This window comes from Belnapia mucosa (assembly GCF_016775475.1).
In the GTDB taxonomy this organism is placed as follows: Bacteria; Pseudomonadota; Alphaproteobacteria; order Acetobacterales; family Acetobacteraceae; genus Belnapia; species Belnapia mucosa.
On the sequence record NZ_JAEUXJ010000001.1, the window covers coordinates 45918 to 68632 of the forward strand.

At 70.2% G+C, this 22715-nt stretch carries 19 protein-coding genes; 11 read left to right on the forward strand and 8 right to left on the reverse strand.

What is annotated here, in order from left to right; all coding sequences use genetic code 11:
* Positions 1–23: 23 nt before the first annotated feature.
* The 4 genes from JMJ55_RS00245 (at position 24) to ppdK (ending at position 6792) form a co-directional block, all read left to right on the forward strand.
* Positions 24–830, forward strand: a complete 807-nt coding sequence (locus JMJ55_RS00245; protein WP_202823486.1) for a S49 family peptidase — start codon at positions 24–26, stop codon at positions 828–830.
* 55 nt (positions 831–885) lie between these two features.
* Complete coding sequence (locus tag JMJ55_RS00250; protein ID WP_202823487.1) at positions 886–1770, forward strand: glycine--tRNA ligase subunit alpha; 885 nt, start codon at positions 886–888, stop codon at positions 1768–1770.
* A 70-nt stretch (positions 1771–1840) separates the two neighbouring features.
* Complete coding sequence (gene glyS, locus JMJ55_RS00255) at positions 1841–3994, forward strand: glycine--tRNA ligase subunit beta (protein ID WP_202823488.1); 2154 nt, start codon at positions 1841–1843, stop codon at positions 3992–3994.
* A gap of 128 nt (positions 3995–4122) precedes the next feature.
* Complete coding sequence (ppdK, locus tag JMJ55_RS00260; protein WP_202823489.1) at positions 4123–6792, forward strand: pyruvate, phosphate dikinase; 2670 nt, start codon at positions 4123–4125, stop codon at positions 6790–6792.
* Here ppdK and JMJ55_RS00265 read toward each other — a convergent pair.
* A complete protein-coding gene (locus JMJ55_RS00265) occupies positions 6789–7550 on the reverse strand; it encodes a VOC family protein (protein ID WP_202823490.1) in 762 nt (253 codons plus the stop codon). The genes ppdK and JMJ55_RS00265 overlap by 4 nt on opposite strands.
* On the reverse strand, positions 7547–8035 hold the full coding sequence (locus JMJ55_RS00270) for a CinA family protein (protein ID WP_202823491.1): 489 nt from the start codon (positions 8033–8035) through the stop codon (positions 7547–7549). The genes JMJ55_RS00265 and JMJ55_RS00270 overlap by 4 nt, the downstream gene beginning before the upstream one ends.
* Positions 8036–8170: 135 nt before the next feature.
* On the opposite strand from JMJ55_RS00270, the gene JMJ55_RS00275 reads away from it, so the two are divergent.
* The 7 genes from JMJ55_RS00275 (at position 8171) to glgX (ending at position 17677) form a co-directional block, all read left to right on the forward strand.
* On the forward strand, positions 8171–8851 hold the full coding sequence (locus tag JMJ55_RS00275; protein ID WP_328702545.1) for an ABC transporter permease: 681 nt from the start codon (positions 8171–8173) through the stop codon (positions 8849–8851).
* Positions 8851–9540, forward strand: a complete 690-nt coding sequence (locus tag JMJ55_RS00280) for an ATP-binding cassette domain-containing protein (protein WP_202823492.1) — start codon at positions 8851–8853, stop codon at positions 9538–9540. Before JMJ55_RS00275 ends, JMJ55_RS00280 begins: the two co-directional genes overlap by 1 nt.
* Positions 9541–9581: 41 nt before the next feature.
* Complete coding sequence (locus tag JMJ55_RS00285; RefSeq protein WP_328702546.1) at positions 9582–10343, forward strand: substrate-binding domain-containing protein; 762 nt, start codon at positions 9582–9584, stop codon at positions 10341–10343.
* A 108-nt stretch (positions 10344–10451) separates the two neighbouring features.
* Positions 10452–12920 carry a glycogen/starch/alpha-glucan phosphorylase gene (locus JMJ55_RS00290; RefSeq protein ID WP_456237061.1) on the forward strand — a complete coding sequence of 823 codons (2469 nt, stop codon included), beginning with the start codon at positions 10452–10454 and terminating at the stop codon, positions 12918–12920.
* Positions 12921–13024: 104 nt separating this feature from the next.
* Positions 13025–14302, forward strand: coding sequence for a glucose-1-phosphate adenylyltransferase (gene glgC / locus JMJ55_RS00295; protein ID WP_202823494.1), 1278 nt, complete (start codon positions 13025–13027; stop codon positions 14300–14302).
* 8 nt (positions 14303–14310) lie between these two features.
* Positions 14311–15732 carry a glycogen synthase GlgA gene (gene glgA / locus JMJ55_RS00300; RefSeq protein WP_202824296.1) on the forward strand — a complete coding sequence of 474 codons (1422 nt, stop codon included), beginning with the start codon at positions 14311–14313 and terminating at the stop codon, positions 15730–15732.
* Positions 15725–17677 carry a glycogen debranching protein GlgX gene (gene glgX, locus JMJ55_RS00305; protein WP_202823495.1) on the forward strand — a complete coding sequence of 651 codons (1953 nt, stop codon included), beginning with the start codon at positions 15725–15727 and terminating at the stop codon, positions 17675–17677. Before glgA ends, glgX begins: the two co-directional genes overlap by 8 nt.
* Here the strand turns inward: glgX and JMJ55_RS00310 are convergent.
* Genes JMJ55_RS00310 through JMJ55_RS00335 form a run of 6 tightly spaced genes read right to left on the reverse strand, consistent with a single transcriptional unit; the run spans position 17643 to position 22708 of the window.
* The gene (locus tag JMJ55_RS00310) at positions 17643–18101 is read right to left on the reverse strand and encodes a GNAT family N-acetyltransferase (RefSeq protein ID WP_328702547.1); all 459 of its coding nucleotides are present in this window, start codon (positions 18099–18101) and stop codon (positions 17643–17645) included. The genes glgX and JMJ55_RS00310 overlap by 35 nt on opposite strands.
* On the reverse strand, positions 18098–19075 hold the full coding sequence (locus JMJ55_RS00315) for a branched-chain amino acid ABC transporter permease (protein ID WP_202823496.1): 978 nt from the start codon (positions 19073–19075) through the stop codon (positions 18098–18100). Before JMJ55_RS00315 ends, JMJ55_RS00310 begins: the two co-directional genes overlap by 4 nt.
* Positions 19072–19926, reverse strand: coding sequence for a branched-chain amino acid ABC transporter permease (locus JMJ55_RS00320; RefSeq protein ID WP_202823497.1), 855 nt, complete (start codon positions 19924–19926; stop codon positions 19072–19074). The genes JMJ55_RS00315 and JMJ55_RS00320 overlap by 4 nt, the downstream gene beginning before the upstream one ends.
* A 3-nt stretch (positions 19927–19929) precedes the next feature.
* Positions 19930–20646 carry an ABC transporter ATP-binding protein gene (locus tag JMJ55_RS00325; protein ID WP_202823498.1) on the reverse strand — a complete coding sequence of 239 codons (717 nt, stop codon included), beginning with the start codon at positions 20644–20646 and terminating at the stop codon, positions 19930–19932.
* Positions 20643–21392, reverse strand: coding sequence for an ABC transporter ATP-binding protein (locus tag JMJ55_RS00330; protein ID WP_236033300.1), 750 nt, complete (start codon positions 21390–21392; stop codon positions 20643–20645). The genes JMJ55_RS00325 and JMJ55_RS00330 overlap by 4 nt, the downstream gene beginning before the upstream one ends.
* Complete coding sequence (locus JMJ55_RS00335) at positions 21389–22708, reverse strand: ABC transporter substrate-binding protein (RefSeq protein ID WP_236033301.1); 1320 nt, start codon at positions 22706–22708, stop codon at positions 21389–21391. The genes JMJ55_RS00330 and JMJ55_RS00335 overlap by 4 nt, the downstream gene beginning before the upstream one ends.
* Between the last annotated feature and the right edge of the window lie 7 nt (positions 22709–22715).

Consider the following 22715-nt stretch of genomic DNA (forward strand, 5'->3'; position numbering starts at 1 on the left):
GCGTTCGCGGCTCAGTTGGGCGGATGCCTCTCCCCTTTCTCGCCCGCCCGCCCCGCATCGCCCTGGTGCGGCTGCAGGGCATCATTACCCCGCGCCCCGGCTTCGGCGGGGGCGTGAGCCTCGCCACCGTCGCGCCGGCGCTGGACCGCGCCTTCGCCCTGAAGCGCGCCGCGGCGGTGTTCCTGGTCATCAACTCCCCCGGCGGCTCCCCGGTGCAGTCCAGCCTGATCGCCGGCCATATCCGGCGGCTGGCCGAGGAGAAGCGGCTGCCGGTCATCGCCTGCGTCGAGGATGCCGCGGCTTCGGGCGGCTACTGGATCGCCTGCGCGGCGGATGAGATCGTGGCCGACCCGGCCTCCATCCTCGGCTCCATCGGCGTCGTCTCGGCCGGATTCGGCTTCGAGGGCGCGATCGCCCGGCTCGGCATCGAGCGGCGGATGCACACCGCGGGCACGGAGAAGAGCTTCCTCGACCCCTTCGGCCCGGAGCGGCCGGAGGATGTCGCCCGGCTGGAGGCCCTGCTGGAGCAGCTGCATGGCGAGTTCCGCGCCTGGATCCTCGCCCGCCGGCAGCAGCGGCTGAAGGCGCCGCCCGAGCAGCTCTTCACCGGCCGCTTCTGGCCCGGCCGCCAGGCGGTGGAGCTCGGCCTCGCGGACCGGCTGGGCGATGCGCTTGGCGAGGCGCGCCGCCGCTTCGGGCCCAAGGCACGGCTGGTGCCGATCGGCGGGCGCCGTCCCTCCCTGCTGCGCCGCCTGCTGCCCGGCCTCTCGCCCGAGGCATTGATCGCCGCCGCGGAGGAGCGCGCCGCCTGGGCCCGGCTCGGCCTCTGAACCGTGTGGTGCCCTGGGCTTTGTTCCTGGCCTGCGTCGTGGCACAAGGCGCCGCATGCAGACCCTGGCCGCCCCCACCCTCCGCCAGAAGCCGCCGAGCTTCCAGGACATCATCCTCCGCCTGCATGCCTTCTGGTCGGCGCAGGGCTGCCTGATCCTGCAGCCCTATGACATGGAAGTGGGCGCGGGCACCTTCCACCCGGCGACGACGCTGCGCGCCCTGGGGCCCAAGCCCTGGAAGGCCGCCTATGTGCAGCCGAGCCGCCGCCCCTCCGACGGGCGCTACGGCGAGAACCCGAATCGGCTGCAGCACTACTACCAGTATCAGGTGATCCTGAAGCCGAGCCCGCGCGACCCGCAATCCCTGCTGCTCGACAGCTACCGCGCGCTCGGGATGGACCCCAAGGTCCATGACTTCCGCTTCGTCGAGGATGACTGGGAAAGCCCGACCCTCGGCGCCTGGGGCCTCGGCTGGGAGGTCTGGTGCGACGGGATGGAGGTGACGCAGTTCACCTATTTCCAGCAGGTCGGCGGCATCCCCTGCGCCGTGCCCTGCTGCGAGCTGACCCTCGGCCTCGAGCGGCTGGCGATGTACCTCCAGGGCAAGGAGAGCATCTACGACCTCGACTTCAACGACGAGGGCGTGAAATACGGCGAGGTCTTTCTCCGCGCCGAGCGGGAATACAGCGCGCACAACTTTGAGCACGCCGATGTGCCGATGCTGTTCCGCCACTTCGAGGATGCGGAGCGCGAATGCGCCGCGCTGCTGGCCCAGGGCCTGGCGCTGCCGGCCTATGACCAGTGCATCAAGGCCAGCCACCGCTTCAACCTGCTCGATGCCCGCGGCGCCATCAGCGTGACCGAGCGCGCGGCCTATATCGGCCGGGTGCGGGCGCTGGCGCGGGGGTGCTGCGAGGCCTGGCTGAAGGGGGAGGGGTAGCATGCGCCCGAATCAGCCTTCCCTGGGCACTGTTTCCGCCCCGACCGATGTGAAAGCGGCGCTGTAACCGATGCCCGAGCTCCTGATCGAACTCTTCTCCGAGGAAATCCCGGCCCGCATGCAGGCGCGGGCGTCGGAGGATTTCTGCCGCCTCCTGCAGGCCGAGTTGCGGCCGCTGATGCCGGAGATGCCGCGCCCGCTGTTTGGTCCGCGCCGCATTGCCCTGGTCGGCGAGATGGCGGCCCGCGCCGAGACGCCGGGCAAGGAGGAGCGCGGGCCGCGCACCAATGCCCCCGCCCAGGCGCTGGACGGGTTCCTCCGCAAGCATGGCGCGACGCGCGAGCAGCTGCGGGAGGAGGGCGGCTTCTGGGTCCTGGCGAAGCCTGCCGAGGTGACGCTGGCCGAGGATCTCCTCGCCCGCGCCGTGCCGGCCGTGCTGCGCGCCTTTCCCTGGCCGAAATCCATGCGCTGGGGCAGCAGCGACTTCGCCTGGGTGCGGCCTTTGCAGCGTGTGCTTTGCCTCCTCGACGGCCAGCCGGTGCGCTTCCCCCTCGCGCATGGCGAGGACCAGGTGCATGGAATCGTCACCGCCGACCTCACCGAAGGCCATCGCATCCTCGCCGGCACCGAGCCTTTCGCCGTCCGCTCCTTTGCGGAGTATGAGGCAGGGCTGCGCGACCGCTTCGTCATCGCCGATGCGGCCGAGCGCGAGCGGCTGATCGAGACCGGCATCGCCGAGCTCGCGGCGCGGGAGGGGCTGGAGGTCGTGCCCGATCGTGGCCTGCTGGCCGAGGTGGCGGGGTTGGTCGAATGGCCGGTGCCGCTGCTCGGCTCGATCGATGCCGCCTTCATGGACCTGCCGCCCGAGGTGATGCGCACCACCATGCGGGTGAACCAGCGCTATTTCGCGCTGCGCGTCCCGGATGGGCGGCCGGCCCCGCGCTTCGCCCTGGTCGCCAACATCATCCCCGCGGATGGCGGCGCGGCCATCGTCGCCGGCAACGAACGCGTGTTGCGCGCCCGCCTGTCCGATGCGCGCTTCTTCTGGGACCAGGACCGCAAGCAGCGCCTCGAAAGCTTCCTGCCGAAGCTGGAGACAGTGGTCTTCCACGCCAAGCTCGGCACCCAGGGCGAGCGGGTGCGGCGGCTGGAACGGCTGGCGGCGCTGATCGCCCCCTATGTCGGCGCCGATCCGGCGCTCGCGGCGCGGGCGGGCAAGCTGGCCAAGGCCGATCTCGCCACTGGCATGGTCGGCGAATTCCCCGAGGTGCAGGGCGTCATGGGCCGCTACTACGCCCTGGCCGATGGCGAGGAGCCGCGTGTCGCGGAGGCGGTCGGCGCGCATTACCGGCCGCTCGGGCCTGGGGATGCGGTGCCGGCCGAGCCGGTCGCGGTGGCGGTGGCGCTGGCGGACAAGCTCGACCAGCTCGCCGGCTTCTTCGCGGTGGGCGAGAAGCCGACCGGCTCGGGCGATCCCTTCGCGCTGCGCCGGGCGGCGCTCGGCGTCATCCGCATGATCCGCGAGGGCCGGCTGCGCCTCGGCCTCGCCGGCCTGATCGGCGAGGCGTTCTTCGGCTATCCCCAGGCCACGGGCACCACCGCGAGCCCGGAATTCGGCATGGATGTCGCCACCGAGAAGCTGGGTGCCGGCTTCAAGCCGCCCGCCGGTTCGCCGCACCCGCCGATGGTCGCCGCCTTCGCCGCCGGCCTGCTCGAATTCCTCCTCGACCGCCTCCGCGTCCAGCTCCGCGCCGAGGGCGCCCGGCACGACCTCGTCGCCGCCATCTTCGGCGCCACGCCGGATGACGACCTCGTGCGGCTGCTCGCCCGCGCCGCGGCGCTGGAGGCGATGCTCGGCACGCCGGATGGCGCCAACCTCCTCGCCGCCTATAAGCGCGCCGCCAATATCCTCCGCATCGAGAGCCGCAAGGACGGGCCGCATGACGGGCCGGTCGATCCCGCGCTGCTGGTCCTGCCCGCCGAGGCCGCGCTGGCCGAAGCGGTCGAGGCGCGTTCGGCCGAGGTCACCGCCGCCCTGGCGGGCGAGGAATTCCGCCCCGCCATGGCCTCGCTCGCCGCGCTGCGCGCGCCGCTCGACGCCTTCTTCGAGACCGTAGTCGTGAACGACCCGGAGCCGAAACTTCGGGCCAACCGGTTGCGTTTGCTGAGCCGTCTCTGCGGCGCCATGACGGCCGTCGCGGACTTCTCGAAAATCGAAGGTTGAATCGGCGCCGGTATGGCACACTCTCGCCCCGTGACCGGCGCAGAACCAGTTTGTCGCGTGATCCACGTCTTTGGCCGTTCCGGCCCGCGGCGGTCACGCCCTAGCCGCGCAACAGAGGGAAACCTCCCATGAGCAAATGGGTCTACAGCTTCGGTGCCGGCCATAATGAAGGCAAGGCGGAGATGCGCAACCTGCTGGGCGGCAAGGGCGCCAACCTGGCCGAGATGGCCAGCATCGGCCTGCCCGTCCCGCCCGGCTTCACCATCACCACCGAGGTCTGCACCTATTACTACGAGCATGGGAAGCAGTACCCGGCCGAGCTGAAGGACCAAGTCGGCGCCGCGCTGACCCGCATCGAGGATGCGGTCGGCATGCGCTTCGGCGACCACAAGAAGCCGCTGCTCGTCTCCGTCCGCTCCGGCGCCCGCGTCTCCATGCCCGGCATGATGGATACGGTGCTCAATCTCGGCCTGAATGACGAGACGGTGGACGGGCTCGCCGCAGCCTCCGGCGATTCGCGCTTCGCCTGGGACAGCTACCGCCGCTTCATCCAGATGTTCGGCAGCGTCGTGCTCGGCGTCGACCACCACCGCTTCGAGGAAATCATCGAGGAGGTGAAGCTCGAGCGGGACGTGCATGAGGACACGCAGCTCACTGCCGAGGACTGGCAGCGCGTGGCCAAGGGCTACAAGGAGATGGTGGCCCAGGTCACCGGCAGCCCCTTCCCGCAGGACCCGCAGGCGCAGCTCTGGGCGGCGATCGGCGCCGTCTTCGGCTCCTGGATGAATGCCCGCGCCAACACCTATCGCCGCCTGCACGACATCCCGGCCGATTGGGGCACGGCGGTCAACGTCCAGGCCATGGTCTTCGGCAATATGGGCGAGGATTGCGCGACCGGCGTCTGCTTCACCCGCGACCCCAGCACCGGCGAGAACATCTTTTACGGCGAATACCTTATCAACGCCCAGGGCGAGGATGTGGTGGCCGGCATCCGCACGCCGCAGCCCATGGCGCAGCTCAAGGCAAAGCCGGGCGAGCGCAGCATGGAAGTCGCCATGCCGAAGGCCTATGAGGAACTCGTCGCGGTCCGCGCCAAGCTCGAGCAGCACTATGCCGACATGCAGGACATCGAGTTCACGGTGCAGCAGAACAAGCTGTACATGCTGCAGACCCGCAACGGGAAGCGCACCGCCGCCGCCAGCCTCAAGATCGCCGTCGACATGGCGCGTGAGGGGCTGATCGACCAGAAGGAGGCGATCAAGCGCGTCAATCCCTCGGCGCTCGACCAGCTCCTCCATCCGACGCTGGATCCGAAGGCGCCGCGGAAGCTGCTCGCCAAGGGCCTGCCCGCCAGCCCGGGCGCGGCCTGCGGCGCCGTCGTCTTCTCCGCCGATGAGGCGGAGGCCCGCGCGGCGAAGGGCGAGGCCGTCATCCTCGTCCGCATCGAGACGAGCCCGGAGGACATCCACGGGATGCATGCCGCGCGCGGCATCCTGACGACGCGCGGCGGCATGACCAGCCACGCGGCCGTGGTCGCGCGCGGCATGGGCCGGCCCTGCGTCGCCGGCGCCGGCGGCGTCACGGTCGACTATTCCTCGCAGATGCTGATGGCCGGCGGCCAGACCATCCGCGGCGGCGAGATCATCACCCTCGACGGCGCGACCGGCGAGATCTTCATCGGCCCCGTCGCCATGGTGGAGCCGCAACTCTCCGGCGACTTCGCCACGCTGATGGAGTGGGCCGACGGCGTGCGCCGCCTCAGGGTCCGCACCAATGCGGAGACGCCGCTCGATGCCGATACGGCGCGCAAATTCGGCGCCGAGGGCATCGGCCTCTGCCGCACCGAGCACATGTTCTTCGACCCGCAGCGCATCGGCGCGGTGCGGCAGATGATCATGTCGGAAACCGAGGAGGGCCGGCGCGAGGCGCTGTCCCGCCTGCTGCCCTTCCAGCGCACCGACTTCATCGAGCTGTTCCGGATCATGGCCGGGCTGCCGGTGACGATCCGCCTGCTCGACCCGCCGCTGCATGAATTCCTGCCGCATTCCCAGGCGGAAATCGCCGAGGTCGCGGCCTCGCTCGGCACCGACCCGGTGACGATGCAGCGCCGCGCCGCCGATCTCTCCGAGGCCAACCCGATGCTCGGCCATCGCGGCTGCCGCCTCGGCATCTCCTACCCGGAGATCTACGAGATGCAGGCCCGCGCCATCTTCGAGGCGGCGGTCGCCACCGCCAAGGAGACGGGCGCCGCGCCGGTGCCGGAGATCATGATCCCGCTGGTCGCCACGCGGCGCGAGCTGGAGATCACCCGCGCCCAGGTCGAGAAGGTGGCGAAGGAGGTCCTCGCCGAGAGCGGCGTGACGATCGAATATTATATCGGCACGATGATCGAACTGCCGCGCGCCGCGCTGACCGCGGACAAGATCGCCGAGGTTGCCGACTTCTTCAGCTTCGGCACCAACGACCTGACCCAGACCACCTTCGGCCTGTCGCGCGACGATGCCGGCAAATTCCTCCCCCTCTATGTCGAGAAGGGCATCCTGCCGAAGGATCCCTTCGTCTCCATCGACCCGGATGGCGTCGGCGCGCTGGTGAAGATCGCCAAGGAGAAGGGCAGGGCGGTGAAGGCCGACCTCAAGCTCGGCATCTGCGGCGAGCATGGCGGCGACCCGGCCTCCATCCAGTTCTGCGAGGAAGCCGGGCTCGACTACGTCTCCTGCTCGCCCTACCGCGTCCCGGTGGCGCGGCTGGCGGCGGCGCAGGCGGCGCTGTCGGGCGGGGGCGACCGCACCGCCTAAGCGGTGCGGCTGCCCAGCAGCGCGAAGATCACCCCCTGCGGGTCGAGCGCCTGGAGGATCCAGGCGCCGCCCGGCACCTGCATCGGGCCGTTCAATACCTGCCCGCCGGCCGCCGCCACGCGGCCGGCAGCGGCATCGATGTCGCCGGCGGCGAAGTAATACAGCCAGAAGGGCTGCGGCAGGGCGGGCGGCTTGGTGTACATCCCGCCCATGGCCGCGCCGCCCGCGCCTGGCCCGAAGGTCTGGTAGATGCCCATCGGGCCGATATCCACCGCCTCCGCCCGTTCCCAGCCGAACAGTGCCGCGTAGAAGGGGAAGGCCGCCTGCCAATCCGCGGCTGCCAGCTCGTTCCAGCCGGCATGGCCGGGCGTGCCCATGGGCTGCGGCTCCGGCAGTGTCCCGGCGAAGACGGCCAGCACCGCGCCCTGTGGGTCGCCGATCACCGCGAAGCGGCCGATCGGGATGCTCCGCGGCGGCACATGCACCTGGCCGCCGAGGCGAAGCGCCTCGGCCACCACCGCATCCACATCCTCCACCGCGACATGGCCGATCCAGCCCGGCCGCGCGCCGCGGGCCCGCACCTCCTCCGGCAAGGGGAAGAGGCCGGCGGCGGGACGGTCGCCGGCGGTAAACAGGGTATAGGGCTGCCCGGGTATCGAGGCATCCTGCCGGTCCCAGCCCAGCACCGCGCCGTAGAAGATCTCGGCCGCGGCCGGATCGGGCACCATCAGCTCATGCCAGATGAAGCGGCCGATCATGGCGCCGCCTCCAGCGCCTCGATCAGCAGGCGCAGCAGGCCATCGCTGAATTCCCGCATATTGCCGACCCGGTCGCCATGGCCGGTGCGGAGCGTCCGTTGCAGCGCGACCGGCCCGGCGACGGCGATGCAGGCATGGCCGGCCGGATCGCCATAGCGATTGCCTGCCGGCCCCGTCGCCCCGGTCTCGCCAAGCCCCCAGACCGTGCCGAGCCGCGCCCGCGCCGCCTCCGCCAGCAGGGCGGCATAGGGTTCGGTCGAGGGCCGGATGCCCTCCAGCCGCTCGGTCGGGATGGCCAGCAGCGCCTCCCGCGCGGCGCGCGTGTAGACCACCGTCCCGCCGAGGAAATAGGCCGAGGCCCCCGGCACCGCGAGCAGCGCCGCGGCGACCAGCCCGCCGGCCGAGGATTCCGCCACGGCGATGGTCTCGCCCCGCGCCTTCAGCAGGGCCCCGGCGCGGGCGGCAATCGGCAGCAAGCGTTCCATGGCGTTCCCTCCGTTTCGGGCGAAGCAGAGCCTCCGCCCAGCGCAACCGCAAGCGAAGATTGACCGCCGCCGCCGCCGCCTTCACCTTCCGCGCGCCGTCCGGGGGGTATCGTGGGGGATCTGGGTTCCGCCGTCTTGGCCGCCATCGCGCTGATCCGCGACGGGGATCCGGCGATGCTCGGCATTCTCGGCCTCTCGCTGCGGGTCAGCCTGACGGCACTCGGCATCGCGGCGCTGGTCGGCCTGCCGCTTGGTGCCTTATTGGCGGTGGCGCGCTTTCCCGGCCGGCATGCGCTGGTGATCGGGCTGAATGCGCTGATGGGCCTGCCGCCGGTGGTGGCGGGGCTGCTGATCTACCTGCTGCTGTCGCGTTCCGGCCCGCTCGGGCGTTTCGGGTTGCTGTTCACCCCCACCGCCATGGTGATCGCCCAGGCGGCGCTGATCGCGCCGATTCTCGCCGCCCTGTCGCGCGGGGTGCTGGAGGCGCTGTGGGAGGAATATGCGGACCAGCTCCGCTCCTTCGGCGCCGGGCCCTGGCGGGCGGTGCCGACCCTGCTCTGGGATGGCCGCTTCGCCCTGCTGACCGTCCTGCTGGCGGGATTCGGCCGGGCGGCGGCCGAGGTCGGCGCCGTCATGGTGGTCGGCGGCAATATCGAGGGCTTCACCCGCACCATGACCACCGCCATCGCGCTCGAGACCAGCAAGGGCGACCTGCCGCTGGCGCTCGCCCTCGGCCTGGTGCTGATGGCGATCGTGCTCGGGGTGAACATGCTCGCCCAGGCGCTGCGCGAGGCGGCGGGGCGCGGCGGCGCCTGATGCTGCCGATCCGGGCCGAGGCGGTGGACTATGCCGCGGGCGGCGTCCCGATCCTCCGCGGCGTTACCCTCACGCTGGAAGCCGGCCCGCCCTGCCTCATCATCGGCCCGAATGGTGCCGGGAAGTCGGTGCTGCTGCGGCTGCTGCATGGGCTGCTGCGCCCCGCCGCCGGGCGGATCACCCCGGCGGCGGCGATCCGCGGCGCCATGGTCTTCCAGCGCCCGGTGCTGCTGCGCCGCTCGGTGCTGGGCAATCTGCGCTACCCGCTGGCCCTGGCCGGGCTCGGGCGGGAGGAGCAGGCGCGGCGGGCCGCGGCGGCGCTGGATCGTGTCGGGCTTGCCGCACTGGCCCATCGGCCGGCCCGGCGTCTGTCGGGCGGGGAGCAGCAGCGGCTGGCGCTCGCCCGCGCCGCTGCCCTGGCGCCGGATGTGCTCTTCCTCGATGAGCCCTGCGCCAGCCTCGACCCGGCGGCGACCCGGGCGGTGGAGGCGATCATCGCCGGCATCGCGGCCGAGGGCTGCAAGATCGTCATGACCACCCATGACCTCGGCCAGGCGCGGCGCCTGGCGGGAGAGGTGGTGTTCCTGAATCGCGGGCGGGTGGTCGAGCAATCGCCTGCCGCCGCCTTCTTCGCCGGCCCCGCGAGCGCGGAAGCGGCGGCCTTTCTCCGGGGGGAATTGCTATGGTGACGCGCCGTGTCCTGTTGCTGTCTTGTCTGGCCACTCCTGCCTTGGCGCAGGATCGTTTCATCACCCTTGCCTCCACCACCAGCACGGAGCAGTCGGGGCTGTTCGGGCATATCCTGCCGCTCTTCACCCGGGCGACGGGGATCGCGGTGCGGGTGGTGGCGCTCGGCACCGGCCAGGCGCTGGATGTCGGCCGGCGGGGCGATGCGGATGTGCTGCTGGTGCATGACCGCGCGGCCGAGGACCGCTTCGTCGAGGGCGGCTTCGGCGGCCCGCGCCGGCAGGTGATGTACAATGACTTCGTCCTGATCGGCCCCGGCGCCGACCCGGCCGGGATCGCCATGACCCGCGATGTGGGCGAGGCGCTGCGCCGCATCGCCGGCGCCCGCGCGCCTTTCGTCTCCCGCGGCGACCGCAGCGGCACCCATGCGGCCGAACTCCGCCTCTGGCAGGAGGCGGGGGTCGATCCAGTCGCGGGCCGCGGCCAGTGGTACCGGGAGGTGGGGCAGGGGATGGGCCCGGCGCTGAACACCGCGGCGGCGCAGGATGCCTATCTGCTCTCGGATCGCGGCACCTGGCTGGCCTTCCGCAACCGACAGGGCCTGAAGGTTCTTGTGGAGGGGGATGCCCGGCTGCTGAACCAGTATGGCGTCATCCCGGTGAGCCCGCAGCGCCACCCGCATGTGAAGGCAGCCGAGGCCGCCAGTTTCGTAGAATGGCTGATCGGTCCGGAGGGCCAGGCTGCCATCGCCGGGTACCGGATCGGCGGCGAGCCTCTCTTCTTCCCCAATGCAACGGATGGTTGAAGGGTTCCGCCAGCTTTGCCGATGACGGTTTAGTTTTGGGCAAGCCTCTGGCACTATTTCGTGAGCAGTGCGGCATCGCCGCCGGCGCCCCTGAAAGGTTATGGTTTCGTGGACACCTTGGCCAATTCCTTCGAGCCTCTGCCGCCCGAGCCGATGGATGTGCCGGCGCTCCGCGCCGCCATCCTGCGCAAGCTCACCTATGACCTCGGCAAGAGCCAGGCCGGCGCCCGGGACCGCGACTGGTTCATGGCGACGGCGCTGGCGGTGCGCGACCGGATCGTCGAGCGATGGCTGAGCGTGACCCGCGCCGCCTATGAGGGCGGGCAGAAGCAGGTCTATTACCTCTCGCTCGAATTCCTGATCGGCCGGCTGCTGCGCGACGGCGTCACCAATCTCGGCCTGGCCGAGCAGGTGAACGAGGCGCTGGCGCCCTTCGGCATCGATTTCGAGCAGGTTCGCCAGGCGGAGCCGGATGCGGCGCTCGGCAATGGCGGCCTCGGCCGCCTCGCCGCCTGCTTCATGGAAAGCCTGGCCAGCCTCGGCATCCCCGCCTTCGGCTACGGCATCCGCTACGAGCACGGGCTGTTCCGCCAGATCATCCGCGAGGGCTGGCAGCAGGAATACCCCGAGGACTGGCTGAATTTCGGCAATCCCTGGGAATATGCCCGGCCCGAGATCGCGCATGACATCGGCTTCGGCGGCACGGTGGAGGCGGTCGCCGTCTCCGAGGCGCGGGTGCGGCATGTCTGGCATCCGGGCGAGACGGTGCAGGCCGTCGCCTATGACACGCCGGTGGTCGGCTGGCGCGGCGAGCATGTGAACACGCTGCGCCTCTGGTCCGCCCGCGCCGCCGATCCGCTGAAGCTCGATGCCTTCAACTGGGGCGACCATGTCGGCGCGCTGGCCGACCGGGTGCGGCAGGAGAGCATCTGCAAGGTGCTCTACCCGTCGGATGAGACGCCGGCGGGGCAGGAGCTGCGGCTGCGCCAGGAATACTTCTTCGCCTCGGCCGCGCTGCAGGACCTGGTGCGGCGGCACCTGCGTGTCTATGGCGACCTGAAGTCGCTGCCGAACAAGGTCTCGATCCAGCTCAACGACACCCATCCGGCGATCGCCGTCGCCGAGCTGATGCGCATCTGCGTCGACCTGCACGGCATCGCCTGGGACGAAGCTTGGGAGATCACCCAGGGCACGGTCAGCTACACCAACCATACCCTGCTGCCCGAGGCGCTGGAGAGCTGGTCGGTGCCGCTGATGGAGCGGCTGCTGCCGCGCCACATGCAGATCATCTACCTGATCAATGCATTCCATCTGGACCGCGTGCGCGCGGCGAATCCGGACGACCACCGGCTGCTCTCCTCGGTCTCGCTGATCGAGGAAGACCATGGCCGCCGCGTCCGCATGGGGCATCTGGCCTTCGTCGGCTCGCACAAGGTGAATGGCGTCTCCGCCCTGCACAGCGACCTGTTGAAGAAGACCGTCTTCAAAGATTTCCACCAGCTCGAGCCGGGCAAGGTGGTGAACAAGACCAACGGCATCACCTTCCGGCGCTGGCTGCAGCAGTGCAATCCGGGCCTGACCGGCCTGGTGCGGGAGGCGATCGGGCCCCGCTTCCTCGACGACCCGGAGGCGCTGGTGGCGCTCACCCCGCTCGCCGGGGATGCCGGGTTCCAGCAGGACTTCCTCGCCGTCAAGCGGCGGAACAAGGAAGCCCTGGCGGCGCTGATCCGCAACCAGCTGGACGTCAAGGTCGATCCGCACGCGCTGTTCGACGTGCAGATCAAGCGCATCCATGAATACAAGCGGCAGCTGCTGAACCTGCTGGAGACGGTCGCGCTCTATGACGCGATCCGGTCCCAGCCGACCCGCAACTGGGTGCCGCGGGTGAAGATCTTCGCCGGCAAGGCGGCGGCCAGCTACCACCGCGCCAAGCTCATCATCAAGCTGGCGCATGACGTGGCTCGGGTGGTGAACAGCGACCCGACGGTGCGCAACCTGCTGAAGGTCGCCTTCCTGCCGAATTACAACGTCTCTCTGGCCGAGATGATCGTGCCGGCGGCCGACCTCTCCGAGCAGATCTCGACCGCCGGTATGGAGGCTTCCGGCACCGGCAACATGAAGCTTGGCCTGAACGGCGCGCTGACCATCGGCACGCTGGACGGCGCCAATGTCGAGATGCTGGAGCATGTCGGGGCGGAGAACATCTTCATCTTCGGCATGACGACCGAGGAGGTGGCGGACCGCCGCCGCGACGGCATCCAGGGCTCGGCCGCCGTCGAAGCCTCGCCGCGCCTGGCGGAGGTGCTGGAGGCGATCGGCTCCGGCGTCTTCTCCCCGGATGACCGCCACCGCTACCGCGAACTGGTCGATGCGCTGCATGGCAGCGACTACTTCATGTGCGCCGCCGACTTCGACGCCTATTTCGAGGCGCAGCGGCAGGTGGCGACGCATTGGGTGGACGGGCCGGCCTGGCAGCGCTCGGCGATCCTGAACACGGCCCGCATGGGCTGGTTCTCCTCCGACCGGACCATCCGAGAGTATGCGGAGGAGATCTGGCAGGTGCCGGTTCGCCGCTGACTTCCAACCTGGACGCGGGTGCGTGATCGCGGGGATGCTGATTCGCAGGTGTGTGGCGGATCGAATCCTTGCAATCTGCGCCCGTGATCCGTGGGGGAGGTTGCATGCCGAGTAGCCGTGAGTACAGGCCGGAGCTGGCCAAGGGGCCGCTGGCGCGCACGGCCATGGCCTTCGTCCTGGCCGGCGGCCGTGGCAGCCGGTTGATGGAACTGACGGACCGCCGCGCCAAGCCGGCGGTCTATTTCGGCGGCAAGTCCCGCATCATCGATTTCGCACTGTCCAACGCCATCAATTCCGGCATCCGCCGGGTCGCGGTGGCGACCCAGTACAAGGCGCATAGCCTGATCCGCCACCTGCAGCGCGGCTGGACCTTCCTGCGCCCCGAACGGAATGAGAGCTTCGACATCCTGCCGGCGAGCCAGCGGGTCTCGGAGCAGAATTGGTATCTCGGAACGGCGGATGCGGTGTTCCAGAACGCCGATATCATCGCCGATATGGCGCCGCGCCATATCGTGCTGCTGGCCGGCGACCACGTATACAAAATGGACTACGAGCGGATGCTCCAGCAGCACGACGAGAGCGGTGCCGATGTCACCGTCTGCTGCATGGCCGTCCCGCGGATGGAAGCGCGTGGCTTCGGCGTCATGAAGGTGGATGCCACCGCCCAGATCGTCGATTTTATCGAGAAGCCGGCCGATCCGCCCGGCATCCCGGACCGGCCCGAACTCGCTCTTGCCAGCATGGGCATCTATGTCTTCGAGACGAAGTTCTTGCTCGACCTGCTGAAGCGCGATTCGGAAGACCCGAATTCCGAACATGACTTCGGCAAGGACATCATTCCTTATCTGGTGAAGAACGGGAAAGCGGTGGCGCACCGGTTCGAACGCTCTTGCGTCCGCTCCTCCTCGGAATTGCAGCCTTATTGGCGAGATGTCGGCACCGTCGATGCCTATTGGGAAGCCAATATCGACCTCACCGATATCGTCCCGCCGCTCGACCTCTTCGACCGCGACTGGCCGATCTGGACCTATGCCGAGATCAACCCGCCCGCCAAATTCGTCCATGACGTGGTGGGGCGGCGGGGCGAGGCGATCTCCTCCCTGGTTTCGGGCGGCTGCATCATCTCCGGCGCCTCGGCACGTCGCTCGCTGCTCTTCACCGGCGTCCATCTGCATTCCTGGTCGCGGCTGGACGGTGCGGTGGTGCTGCCGCAGGTGGATGTCGGGCAGCATGCGCGGCTGACCAATGTGGTGGTGGATCGCGGCGTGCGGATTCCGCCCGGCCTCGTGGTCGGCGAGGATCCGGAGGAGGATGCCCGGCGCTTCCGCCGAACCGAGAAAGGCATCTGCCTCATCACCCAGGCCATGCTGGACCGCATCTAGGCATGGGCTTGCAGCTTCTGGCGGTTGCCTCGGAATGCTTTCCACTCGTCAAGACGGGCGGGCTTGCGGATGTGGTGGGCGCCCTGCCCGCGGCGCTGGCGGGGCAGGGGATCGGCGTCACCACTCTGATCCCCGGCTATCCGGCGGTGCTGGCGGCGCTCGGCGGGGCCGAGGAGGCGCGGGCTTGGCCCGACCTGTTTGGCGGGCCGGCGCGGCTGCTGCGCGGACGGGCGGCGGGGCTCGACCTGCTGGCGCTCGAGGCGCCGCATCTCTTCGACCGGCCGGGCAATCCCTATCTCGGCCCGGAGGGGCGGGACTGGCCGGACAACCCGATCCGCTTCGCCGCCCTCGGCGTCGCCGCGGCCATGGCGGCGGAGAGGTTCGATCTCGTCCATGCCCATGACTGGCAGGCGGGGCTGGTCGGGGCCTATCTGCGGCTGAACCTGCGCCGTGCGACTCCGCTGGTCTTCACCATCCACAACCTGGCCTTCCAGGGCCAGTATCCCGCCGAGCTCTTCTCCCGGCTCGGCCTGCCGCCGGAAGCCTTCTCGATCGAGGGGCTGGAGTATTTTGGCGAGGTCGGATTCCTCAAGGCCGGGCTCTGGTATGCCGACCGGATCACCACCGTCTCGCCGACCTATGCGGCGGAGATCCGCACGGCCGAGGGCGGGATGGGGCTGGACGGGCTGCTGCGCAGCCGTGCGGCCGTGGTCAGCGGCATCCTCAACGGGCTCGACACCGCGGAATGGAATCCGGCGACGGACCGGCACCTCGCCGCCCCCTTCTCCGCCGGCGATCCGGCGCCGCGGGCGGCGAACACGGCGGCGTTGCGGACCCGCTTCGGCCTGGCGGAGGGGGCGGTGGGGCCGCTCTGCCTCTTCGTCGGCAGGCTGGCCTGGCAGAAGGGGATCGACCTGGTGCTGGACGCCCTGCCGGCGCTGCTGGCGGAGGACGGGCAGCTCGCCATCCTCGGCACCGGCGACCGGGCGCTGGAGGCGCGCTGCCGTGCGGCGGCGGCCGAGCATCCCGGCCAGGTCGGCACGGTGATCGGCTTCGATGAGGCGCTGGCGCGGCTCGGCTATGGCGGGGCGGATGCGGTGCTGGTGCCCTCGCGCTTCGAGCCCTGCGGCCTCGCCCAGCTTTGCGCCCTGCGCTACGGCGCGCCGCCGGTGGTGGCGCGGGTCGGCGGACTGGCCGATACGGTGATCGACGCCAATGAGGCGGCGCTCTCGGCCGGCGTGGCGACGGGGGTGGAATTCGCCCCGCCGGTCGCGGAGGCGCTGGCCGCGGCGCTCAGGCGCCTTGCCGTGCTCCATAGAGACGCGGTGGGGTGGGAGCGGATGCGGCGGAACGCGCTGGCTGCCGATGTCTCCTGGGCGCGCTCGGCCGGGCGCTACGCGGCGCTGTTCCGGGAGCTGGTGCGTGGCTGAACGGGGGCTGGGGGCCGTCGCCGATGCTGATGGCGTGCGGGTCGGCGTGGTGGCGCCGGATGCCACGGCGGTGGAATTCTGCCTCTTCGAGGGCGAGCGGGAGGTGGCGCGGTACCCGCTGACCGAGCGCCAGGGAGCGGTGTGGCATGGCCATATCGCGGGCGTCGGGGCAGGGGCGCGGTACGGCTTCCGGGCGCATGGGCCCTGGGCGCCCTGGGAGGGGCATCGGTTCAACCCGGCGAAGCTGCTGGTCGATCCCTGGGCCACCGCGCTCGACCGCGGCTTCCGCCTGCATCCGGCGCTGTTCGATACCGGCGCGAGCCCGGACGGGACGGATAGCGCGCCCTTCCTGCCGAAGGGGATCGTCGCCACGCCCCTGCCGCCGCCCGCGCCGCTGCCGCCGCTGCCCGATGGGCCGCGGGTGATCTATGAGGCGCATGTCCGCGGCCTCACCATGCTGCATCCCGGGATCCCCGAAGCGATCCGCGGCACCTTCGCGGCGCTGGCGCATCCGGCGGCCATCGCGCATCTCCAGGCGCTCGGCGTCACGCATCTCGAGCTGCTGCCAGTCGCGGCCGGGATCGATGAGCGGCACCTGCCGCCGCTCGGCCTGACCAATTACTGGAACTACAATCCTGTCGCCTTCCTCGTGCCATGTCCGCGCCTGGCGCCGGGCGGGATGGCGGAGGTGCGGGCGGCGGTCGCGGCTCTGCGGGCGGCGGGGATCGGCACCATCCTCGACGTGGTCTTCAACCATAGCGGCGAGGGCGATGCGGAGGGGCCGACCCTCTCGCTGCGCGGCCTCGGCAATGCCGCCTTCTACCGGACCCGCGGCGCCGGCTATGCCAATGACGCGGGCTGCGGCAATACCCTGGCCCTCGACCGGCCCTGGCCGCTGCGGCTGGTGATGGATGCGCTGCGGCATTGGGCATTGCAGGCAGGCGTCGCCGGCTTCCGGCTCGACCTGGCGGCGACGCTCGGCCGGCGCGAGGAGGGGTTCGATCCGCAGGCGCCGCTGCTTTCGGCCATGCGGCAGGATCCGGTCCTGCGCGACCTCCTCATCATCGCCGAGCCCTGGGATATCGGCACCTATGAGCTCGGCCGCTTCCCCGCCGGCTGGGGCGAGTGGAACGACCGCTTCCGCGACACGGCGCGGCGCTTCTGGCGCGGCGATGGCGGGTTGCTCGGCGATCTCGCCACCCGCTTCGCCGGCTCGGCGGATATCTTCGGCGCCGACCGGCCGGTCACGGACAGCGTCAATTTCATCACCGCACATGACGGCTTCACCCTGGCCGACCTCACTGCCTATACGCAGCGCCGCAACTGGGCCAATGGCGAGGAGAACCGGGACGGCACCGGGGACAACCATTCCTGGAACCATGGGATTGAGGGGCCGACCGAGGATGCGGCGGTGCTCGCCCGCCGGGCCGGCGATGTGCGGGCGCTGCTGGCGCTGCTGCTGACGGCGCGCGGGACGCCGATGCTCTCCATGGGCGATGAGGCCGGGCGCAGCCAGGGCGGCAACAACAATGCCTATGCGCAGGACACCCCGCTCTCCTGGTTCGACTGGGAGGGGATGGATCAGGGGCTGGTCGCCTTCACCGCGGCGCTGGTGCGGGCGCGGCTGGCGCATCCGGCGCTGCATGCCGGGCGCTGGCTGACCGGGGCGCCGGCGGAGGAGGGCGGCCTCCCCGACGTCGAATGGCTCCGCCCCGAGGGCGGTGAGCCGGACTGGGGCGCGGGCCGCAGCCTGCTGGTCCTCCTCCATGCCGAGGGGGACCGCGTGGCGGTGGCGCTGAATGGCGGGGAGTCCCCGGTCCCGCTGGCCCTGCCCGCGGCGCGGCCGGGCTTCGCCTGGGCGGTCCTGGCCGACAGCGCCGGGGCGGTGGGCAATCTCGCCCCGCGCAGCCTCAGGCTGCTGGCGGAGCGGGCCTATCCAGCATGATGTCGTAGCGGATGAAGCCCCGGTTCACCGCTAATTGGTCATAGAGGCGGCGGGCCCGCGCATTGCCCTCCTGCGTCTGCCAGTAAAGGCGTGGGCAGCCGCGGGCCCGGGCCCAATCCGCCACCGCCAGGATCAGCGCCCGCGCCACGCCACGGCCGCGCACCTCCTCCGCCGTGAAGAGATCCTGCAGGTAGCAGACATCATCCGAGGAGGTGTTGGCATGCACCAGGAAATGGGTGATGCCGACCAGCCTGCCCTCGAGCTTCGCCCCCAGCGCATGCATGCGCGTATCAGCCCCGAACTCGGCCCAGGCGCGGTCATAGGCCGCCTGCGGCAGCTCCCGTTCGTAGAAGCGGATATAGGCGCGGAACAGCACCTCCCAGGCTGGCCGATCCTCGGACAGAAGCCGGCCGATCGTGATCACTTGGCGACCGCCGGCAGGCCGAGCGGGGCTGCGGCACTCCGCCGCTTGCGCTCCACGATGCCGACGATGCCGCGCGGCAGGTAGATCATGAACAGCACGAGCAGGATGCCGTAGATGAAGGGCGCGCCGCCGGTGAACTCCGTCCCGAAGGCGATGCGCAGCACCTCCTCCAGCCCGATGGTGATGATGGCGCCGACGGTTGGGCCGAGCGGCGCATACATCCCGCCCGCAATGGCGCCGAAGACGATCTGCAGCGAGATGCCGAGGCCGGCGAGCGACTCCGGGTTCAGATACATCCGGTACTGCGCCATCAGCGTGCCGGCGAGTGCCGCGAGGGCGGTCGAGATCAGCGTGACCCGCAGCTTTTCCCGCGTGACGCGGATGCCGATGGAGGCCGCCGCATCCTCATCCTCGGAAATCGCCGCCAGCGCCTTCGAGGCCATGGAGCGGTCGAGCAGCCACCAGGCCAGCAGCCCGCCCGCCCAGGCGAGCAGGGCCAGCCACCAGAAGCCCGCCTTGTCGAATTGCATCGCCAGCAGGCCCTGCTCCGGCGGGACGCGGTCCGGCGTCATGCCGAGCGAGCCGCCGGTATAGTCGCGGAGCGCGGTGATGAGGATGCGGACGATCTCGCCGGCGGCCAGCGTCACCAGCGCGAAATAGTGGCCGACGACCTTCAGCCGGAAGCAGGGATAGCCGAGCATGACGCCGACCAGCGCCGCCAGCGCCACCGCGATGGGGATGCCGATCCAGGGCGTCAGCCCGGCCATGTTCCAGAGCAGCGCCATGGTATAGGCGCCGATGCCGAGGAAGGCGCCATGGCCGAAGGAGACGAGGCCGTAGCGCCCCATCATCGCCCAGCCGGTGCCGGCGACGGCGGTCAGCAGCACCGTGACGCCGAGATGGATGAAGTAGTCCGGCGGCGAGAGCAGCGGGACGCAGGCCAGCGCCAGCAGCAGGGGAATGAGATATTTCATCGGGCGAACAGCCCCCGCGGCCTGGCGAAGATGGTGACGATGAAGAAGGCGAAGGCGACGACATAGGAGAATTCGGTCGAGCCCCAGAAGCCGCCGACCGAGACGATGATCCCCATGATGAAGGCCGCGAGGAACCCGCCCAGCATATTCCCGAGGCCCCCCATGACGCAGATCATGAAGGTGATCGGCCCGAAGGACAGGCCGACGAAGGGATGCACGTCGAGCTGCACCACCAGCAAGCAGGCGGCGAGGCCGGCCAGCGCGCCGCCGACCGCCGAGGCGATCAGGTAGATCCGCAGGGGATTGACGCCCATCAGCGGCATCACCTCCCGGTCGCGGGCGATGGCGCGGATGGCGGTGCCGACATAGGTGTATTTCAGGAAGGCCCAGAGGATGCCGGCGCCGACCAGCGCTGCGCAGAAGGCCGCCAGCTTGGTGCCGCTGACGAAGATTTCCCCCACCTCCATCGGCGGCATGTCGACGCCGAGGCTGCGGAAATCGGTGCGGAAGATCAGCGTCATCGCGCCCTGGAGCAGGAACAGCACCCCGCCCGTCGCCAGCACCTGGTTGATCGGCGGCGCCGAGAGCAGCGGCCGGACCACGAGCTGGTGCAGCAGGATGCCAAGCAGCGAGACCACCGGCAGGCAGGCCGCGAAGGCCAGCCAGAGCGGCCAGCCGAGCTGGGTATAGAGGAACCAGACGGCATACATGCCGACCATCACCAGCTCGGCGTAGCAGAGCCAGACCACGTCCACGACGCCGAAGACAAGGTTCAGCCCGAGCGCCGGCAGGGCGAAGACGCCGCCGAGGAGGATGCCGTTGACCAGCGCCTCCAGCAGGAAGGGATCCATGGCTCAATGCCCCCCGAGATAGCTGCGGCGGATGGCCGGGTCGGCGACGAGCTCCGCCGAGCGCCCCTCGGCGGCAACGCGGCCGGTTTCCAGCACATAGGCGCGGTCCACGACGCGCAGCACCTGCGCCACATTCTGCTCGACGATCAGCACCGTCAGCCCCTCCTCGCGGATGCGGCGGACCAGGTCGAAGACCTGCTGCACGACGATCGGGGCGAGGCCGGCCGAGGGCTCATCCAGCAGCAGGATGCGCGGGGCGCACATCAGGGCGCGGCCGATGGCGCACATCTGCTGCTCGCCGCCCGACATGGTGCCGGCCAGCTGGTGCCGGCGCTGCTTCATCTTGGGGAAGAGGTCGTAGACCCGGTCCCGCCTCTCGGCGAAATGCGCCCGGGCCGAGGGCGAGTAGGCGCCGACCTTCAAATTCTCCTCGACCGTGAGGTGCGGGAAGAGGCGGCGGTTCTCCGGCACATGGGCGATGCCGAGCGAGGGCAGCAGATGCGCCGGCGTCGTCGCCAGATCCTGCCCGCCGAAGTGGAGGTTACCGGAGGTGGGACGGATCAGGCCGGAGATGACCCGGAGCAAGGTGGTCTTCCCCGCGCCATTGGGCCCGACGACGCCCACCGCCTCGCCCGGCTCGACGCGGAGGCCGATGCCGAAGAGCGCCTGGAAGTCGCCATAGCCGGCATGGATGCCGTTGAGTTCGAGCGTCCCGTTCATGCCGCGCGGCTCTCCGGCGGCCCGAGATAGACCTCGGCGACGCGCTCATCGGCCTGAGCCGCCTCGGGCGTGCCCTGGAAGATGACGGCGCCATGGTCCAGCACCACGACGCGATCGACGACCGACAGCAGCACGCCCATGATGTGCTCAACCCAGACGATGGTGATGCCTCGCTCGTCGCGGATGCGCTTCAGCATGGCGGCCGCCTGGTGCATCTCGGCGGTATCGAGGCCGCCCAGGCTTTCATCCGCCAGCAGCAGCCGCGGCTGGGTGGCGAGCGCCCGGGCCAGTTCCAGCTTCTTCAGCCCGGCGGCGCCGAGGCCATGGGTGGTGGCCTCCGGGTCGTCCGGCAGCTGCGCCAGCCGCAGCGCGTCGCGCGCCCGCGCCTCCGCTTCCTCCCGCGTGATATGCCCGCCGGCGCCGTAATGCGCGGCGAGCACGGCATTCTCCAGCAGCGAGAGGCCGCGGAAGGGGCGGGGGATCTGGAAGGTCCGCCCGATGCCCCGCCGGCAGGTCTCATCCGCCGTCAGCCCGCCGATCTCCTCGCCGGCCAGCGTCACCGAACCGGCGCTCGGCCGCAGCATGCCGGCGATGCAGTTGAAGGTCGTGCTCTTGCCCGAGCCATTGGGTCCGAGCAGGCCCAGGATCTCACCCTTGGCGACGGCGAAGGAGACGTTGTCGACGGCCGTGAAGCCGCCGAAACGCTTGGTCAGCCCCGCAACCTCCAGCAGCGGTGCCTCGCTCATCGTGCGGCGTAGGCGTTGCTGGCCGGCAGCGGCATGACGATCGGCTGGCCGAGCGAGCCGGGCCAGACCACCTTGGACTTGCCGTTCTCGAACTGCATGACGACCGCGATGCTGCGCTCATTCTGCCCGGACATGGGGTTGCCAGGGGGCACGAATTTCACGCCATAGCCCTGGATGGTGCCGCCGGTCGGCACATCGACCGCGAGCGCAGCCTCCCGCAGCGCCTCCGCGGTCATCCCGCCGCTCTTGCGGACCGCGGGCTTGAGGACATGTTCGAGGAAGATCCAGGTGTTGTTGAAACCCATGGAGGCATGGGTCGGCGGGTCGCTCAGCTTATGCTTGGCCTGGAAGCGATCCATGAAGGTCTTGGCCAGGTCGCCGACGCCGGGCTGCAGCTTGCTCCAGTCGAGCATCTGCGTCGCCGCTGGGTCGACGTTGCACATGAAGTTCACATCCTGGCCGAAGGTCTCGGTCAGGCGGTCGATCTGCGACCAGCCGGCGCCATGGCCGATCAGCATCTTGAAGCGCAGCCCGCCCGACTTCGCCTGGCGCAGGAAGAGCGTGATATCCGGGTTGTAGCCGACCTGGAGGACGATATCCGGCCGCTCGCGCCGCAGCTTGGTGACGAGGGTCGAGAGGTCGGGCGCGGTCGCCGAATAGGCTTCCTTAAGGACGATCGGCATGTTGCGCTGCTTGGCATTCGCCTCGATCGCCGCGGCGACGCCGGTGCCGTAGGGGCCGTCCTCATAGATGACGCCGAGCTTCACCTTGTCCGGCGCCAGGCCGAGCTTGGCCTGGGTGTTCTCGGCGATCGCGGAGATCGAGCCCTCACCATACTGGTCGGAATGCACGGTGGGGCGGAAGACGTAGCGGAAATTCTTTTCCTTCAGCACCGCGGTTGCGATGGCCGAGGTGATCCACATCATCTTCTTCGCCTGCTCGAACCGGCCCGAGAGCGGCACGGCATGGGCAGAGGAGTAGATCCCCGTCACCACCTCCAGCTTCTCCTGCCCGAGCAGCCGCTCCATCTCGTTGATGGCGACATCGGCCTTGCTCTGGCTGTCGGCGGTGACGGCCTGGACGGGGCGGCCATCCACGCCGCCGCGCTCGTTGAACAGCTCGATCGCCACCTCGGCGCCCCAGAACAGTGGCTGGCTGCCGGCGCCGGCGAAGGGGCCTGAGAGGTCGGTCATCACCCCGACGCGGAGCGGATCGCCGCCGCGGGCCGGCCCCTGGGCGCGGGCGACGGTGGCGGGGATGGTGAGGGCGGCACCGGCCTGCAACAGGCCGCGACGCGTGGTCGCGAAGGTGGTCATGCGCTGT

What these genes read in the sequence shown, in the direction of transcription:
- JMJ55_RS00245 (WP_202823486.1), top strand. Translation starts at nt 24, where the DNA reads ATGCCTCTCCCCTTTCTCGCCCGCCCGCCCCGCATCGCCCTGGTGCGG.
- JMJ55_RS00250 (WP_202823487.1), top strand. Translation starts at nt 886, where the DNA reads ATGCAGACCCTGGCCGCCCCCACCCTCCGCCAGAAGCCGCCGAGCTTC.
- glyS (WP_202823488.1), top strand. Translation starts at nt 1,841, where the DNA reads ATGCCCGAGCTCCTGATCGAACTCTTCTCCGAGGAAATCCCGGCCCGC.
- ppdK (WP_202823489.1), top strand. Translation starts at nt 4,123, where the DNA reads ATGAGCAAATGGGTCTACAGCTTCGGTGCCGGCCATAATGAAGGCAAG.
- JMJ55_RS00265 (WP_202823490.1), bottom strand. Translation starts at nt 7,550, where the DNA reads ATGATCGGCCGCTTCATCTGGCATGAGCTGATGGTGCCCGATCCGGCC.
- JMJ55_RS00270 (WP_202823491.1), bottom strand. Translation starts at nt 8,035, where the DNA reads ATGGAACGCTTGCTGCCGATTGCCGCCCGCGCCGGGGCCCTGCTGAAG.
- JMJ55_RS00280 (WP_202823492.1), top strand. Translation starts at nt 8,851, where the DNA reads ATGCTGCCGATCCGGGCCGAGGCGGTGGACTATGCCGCGGGCGGCGTC.
- glgC (WP_202823494.1), top strand. Translation starts at nt 13,025, where the DNA reads ATGCCGAGTAGCCGTGAGTACAGGCCGGAGCTGGCCAAGGGGCCGCTG.
- JMJ55_RS00315 (WP_202823496.1), bottom strand. Translation starts at nt 19,075, where the DNA reads ATGAAATATCTCATTCCCCTGCTGCTGGCGCTGGCCTGCGTCCCGCTG.
- JMJ55_RS00320 (WP_202823497.1), bottom strand. Translation starts at nt 19,926, where the DNA reads ATGGATCCCTTCCTGCTGGAGGCGCTGGTCAACGGCATCCTCCTCGGC.
- JMJ55_RS00325 (WP_202823498.1), bottom strand. Translation starts at nt 20,646, where the DNA reads ATGAACGGGACGCTCGAACTCAACGGCATCCATGCCGGCTATGGCGAC.
- JMJ55_RS00330 (WP_236033300.1), bottom strand. Translation starts at nt 21,392, where the DNA reads ATGAGCGAGGCACCGCTGCTGGAGGTTGCGGGGCTGACCAAGCGTTTC.
- JMJ55_RS00335 (WP_236033301.1), bottom strand. Translation starts at nt 22,708, where the DNA reads ATGACCACCTTCGCGACCACGCGTCGCGGCCTGTTGCAGGCCGGTGCC.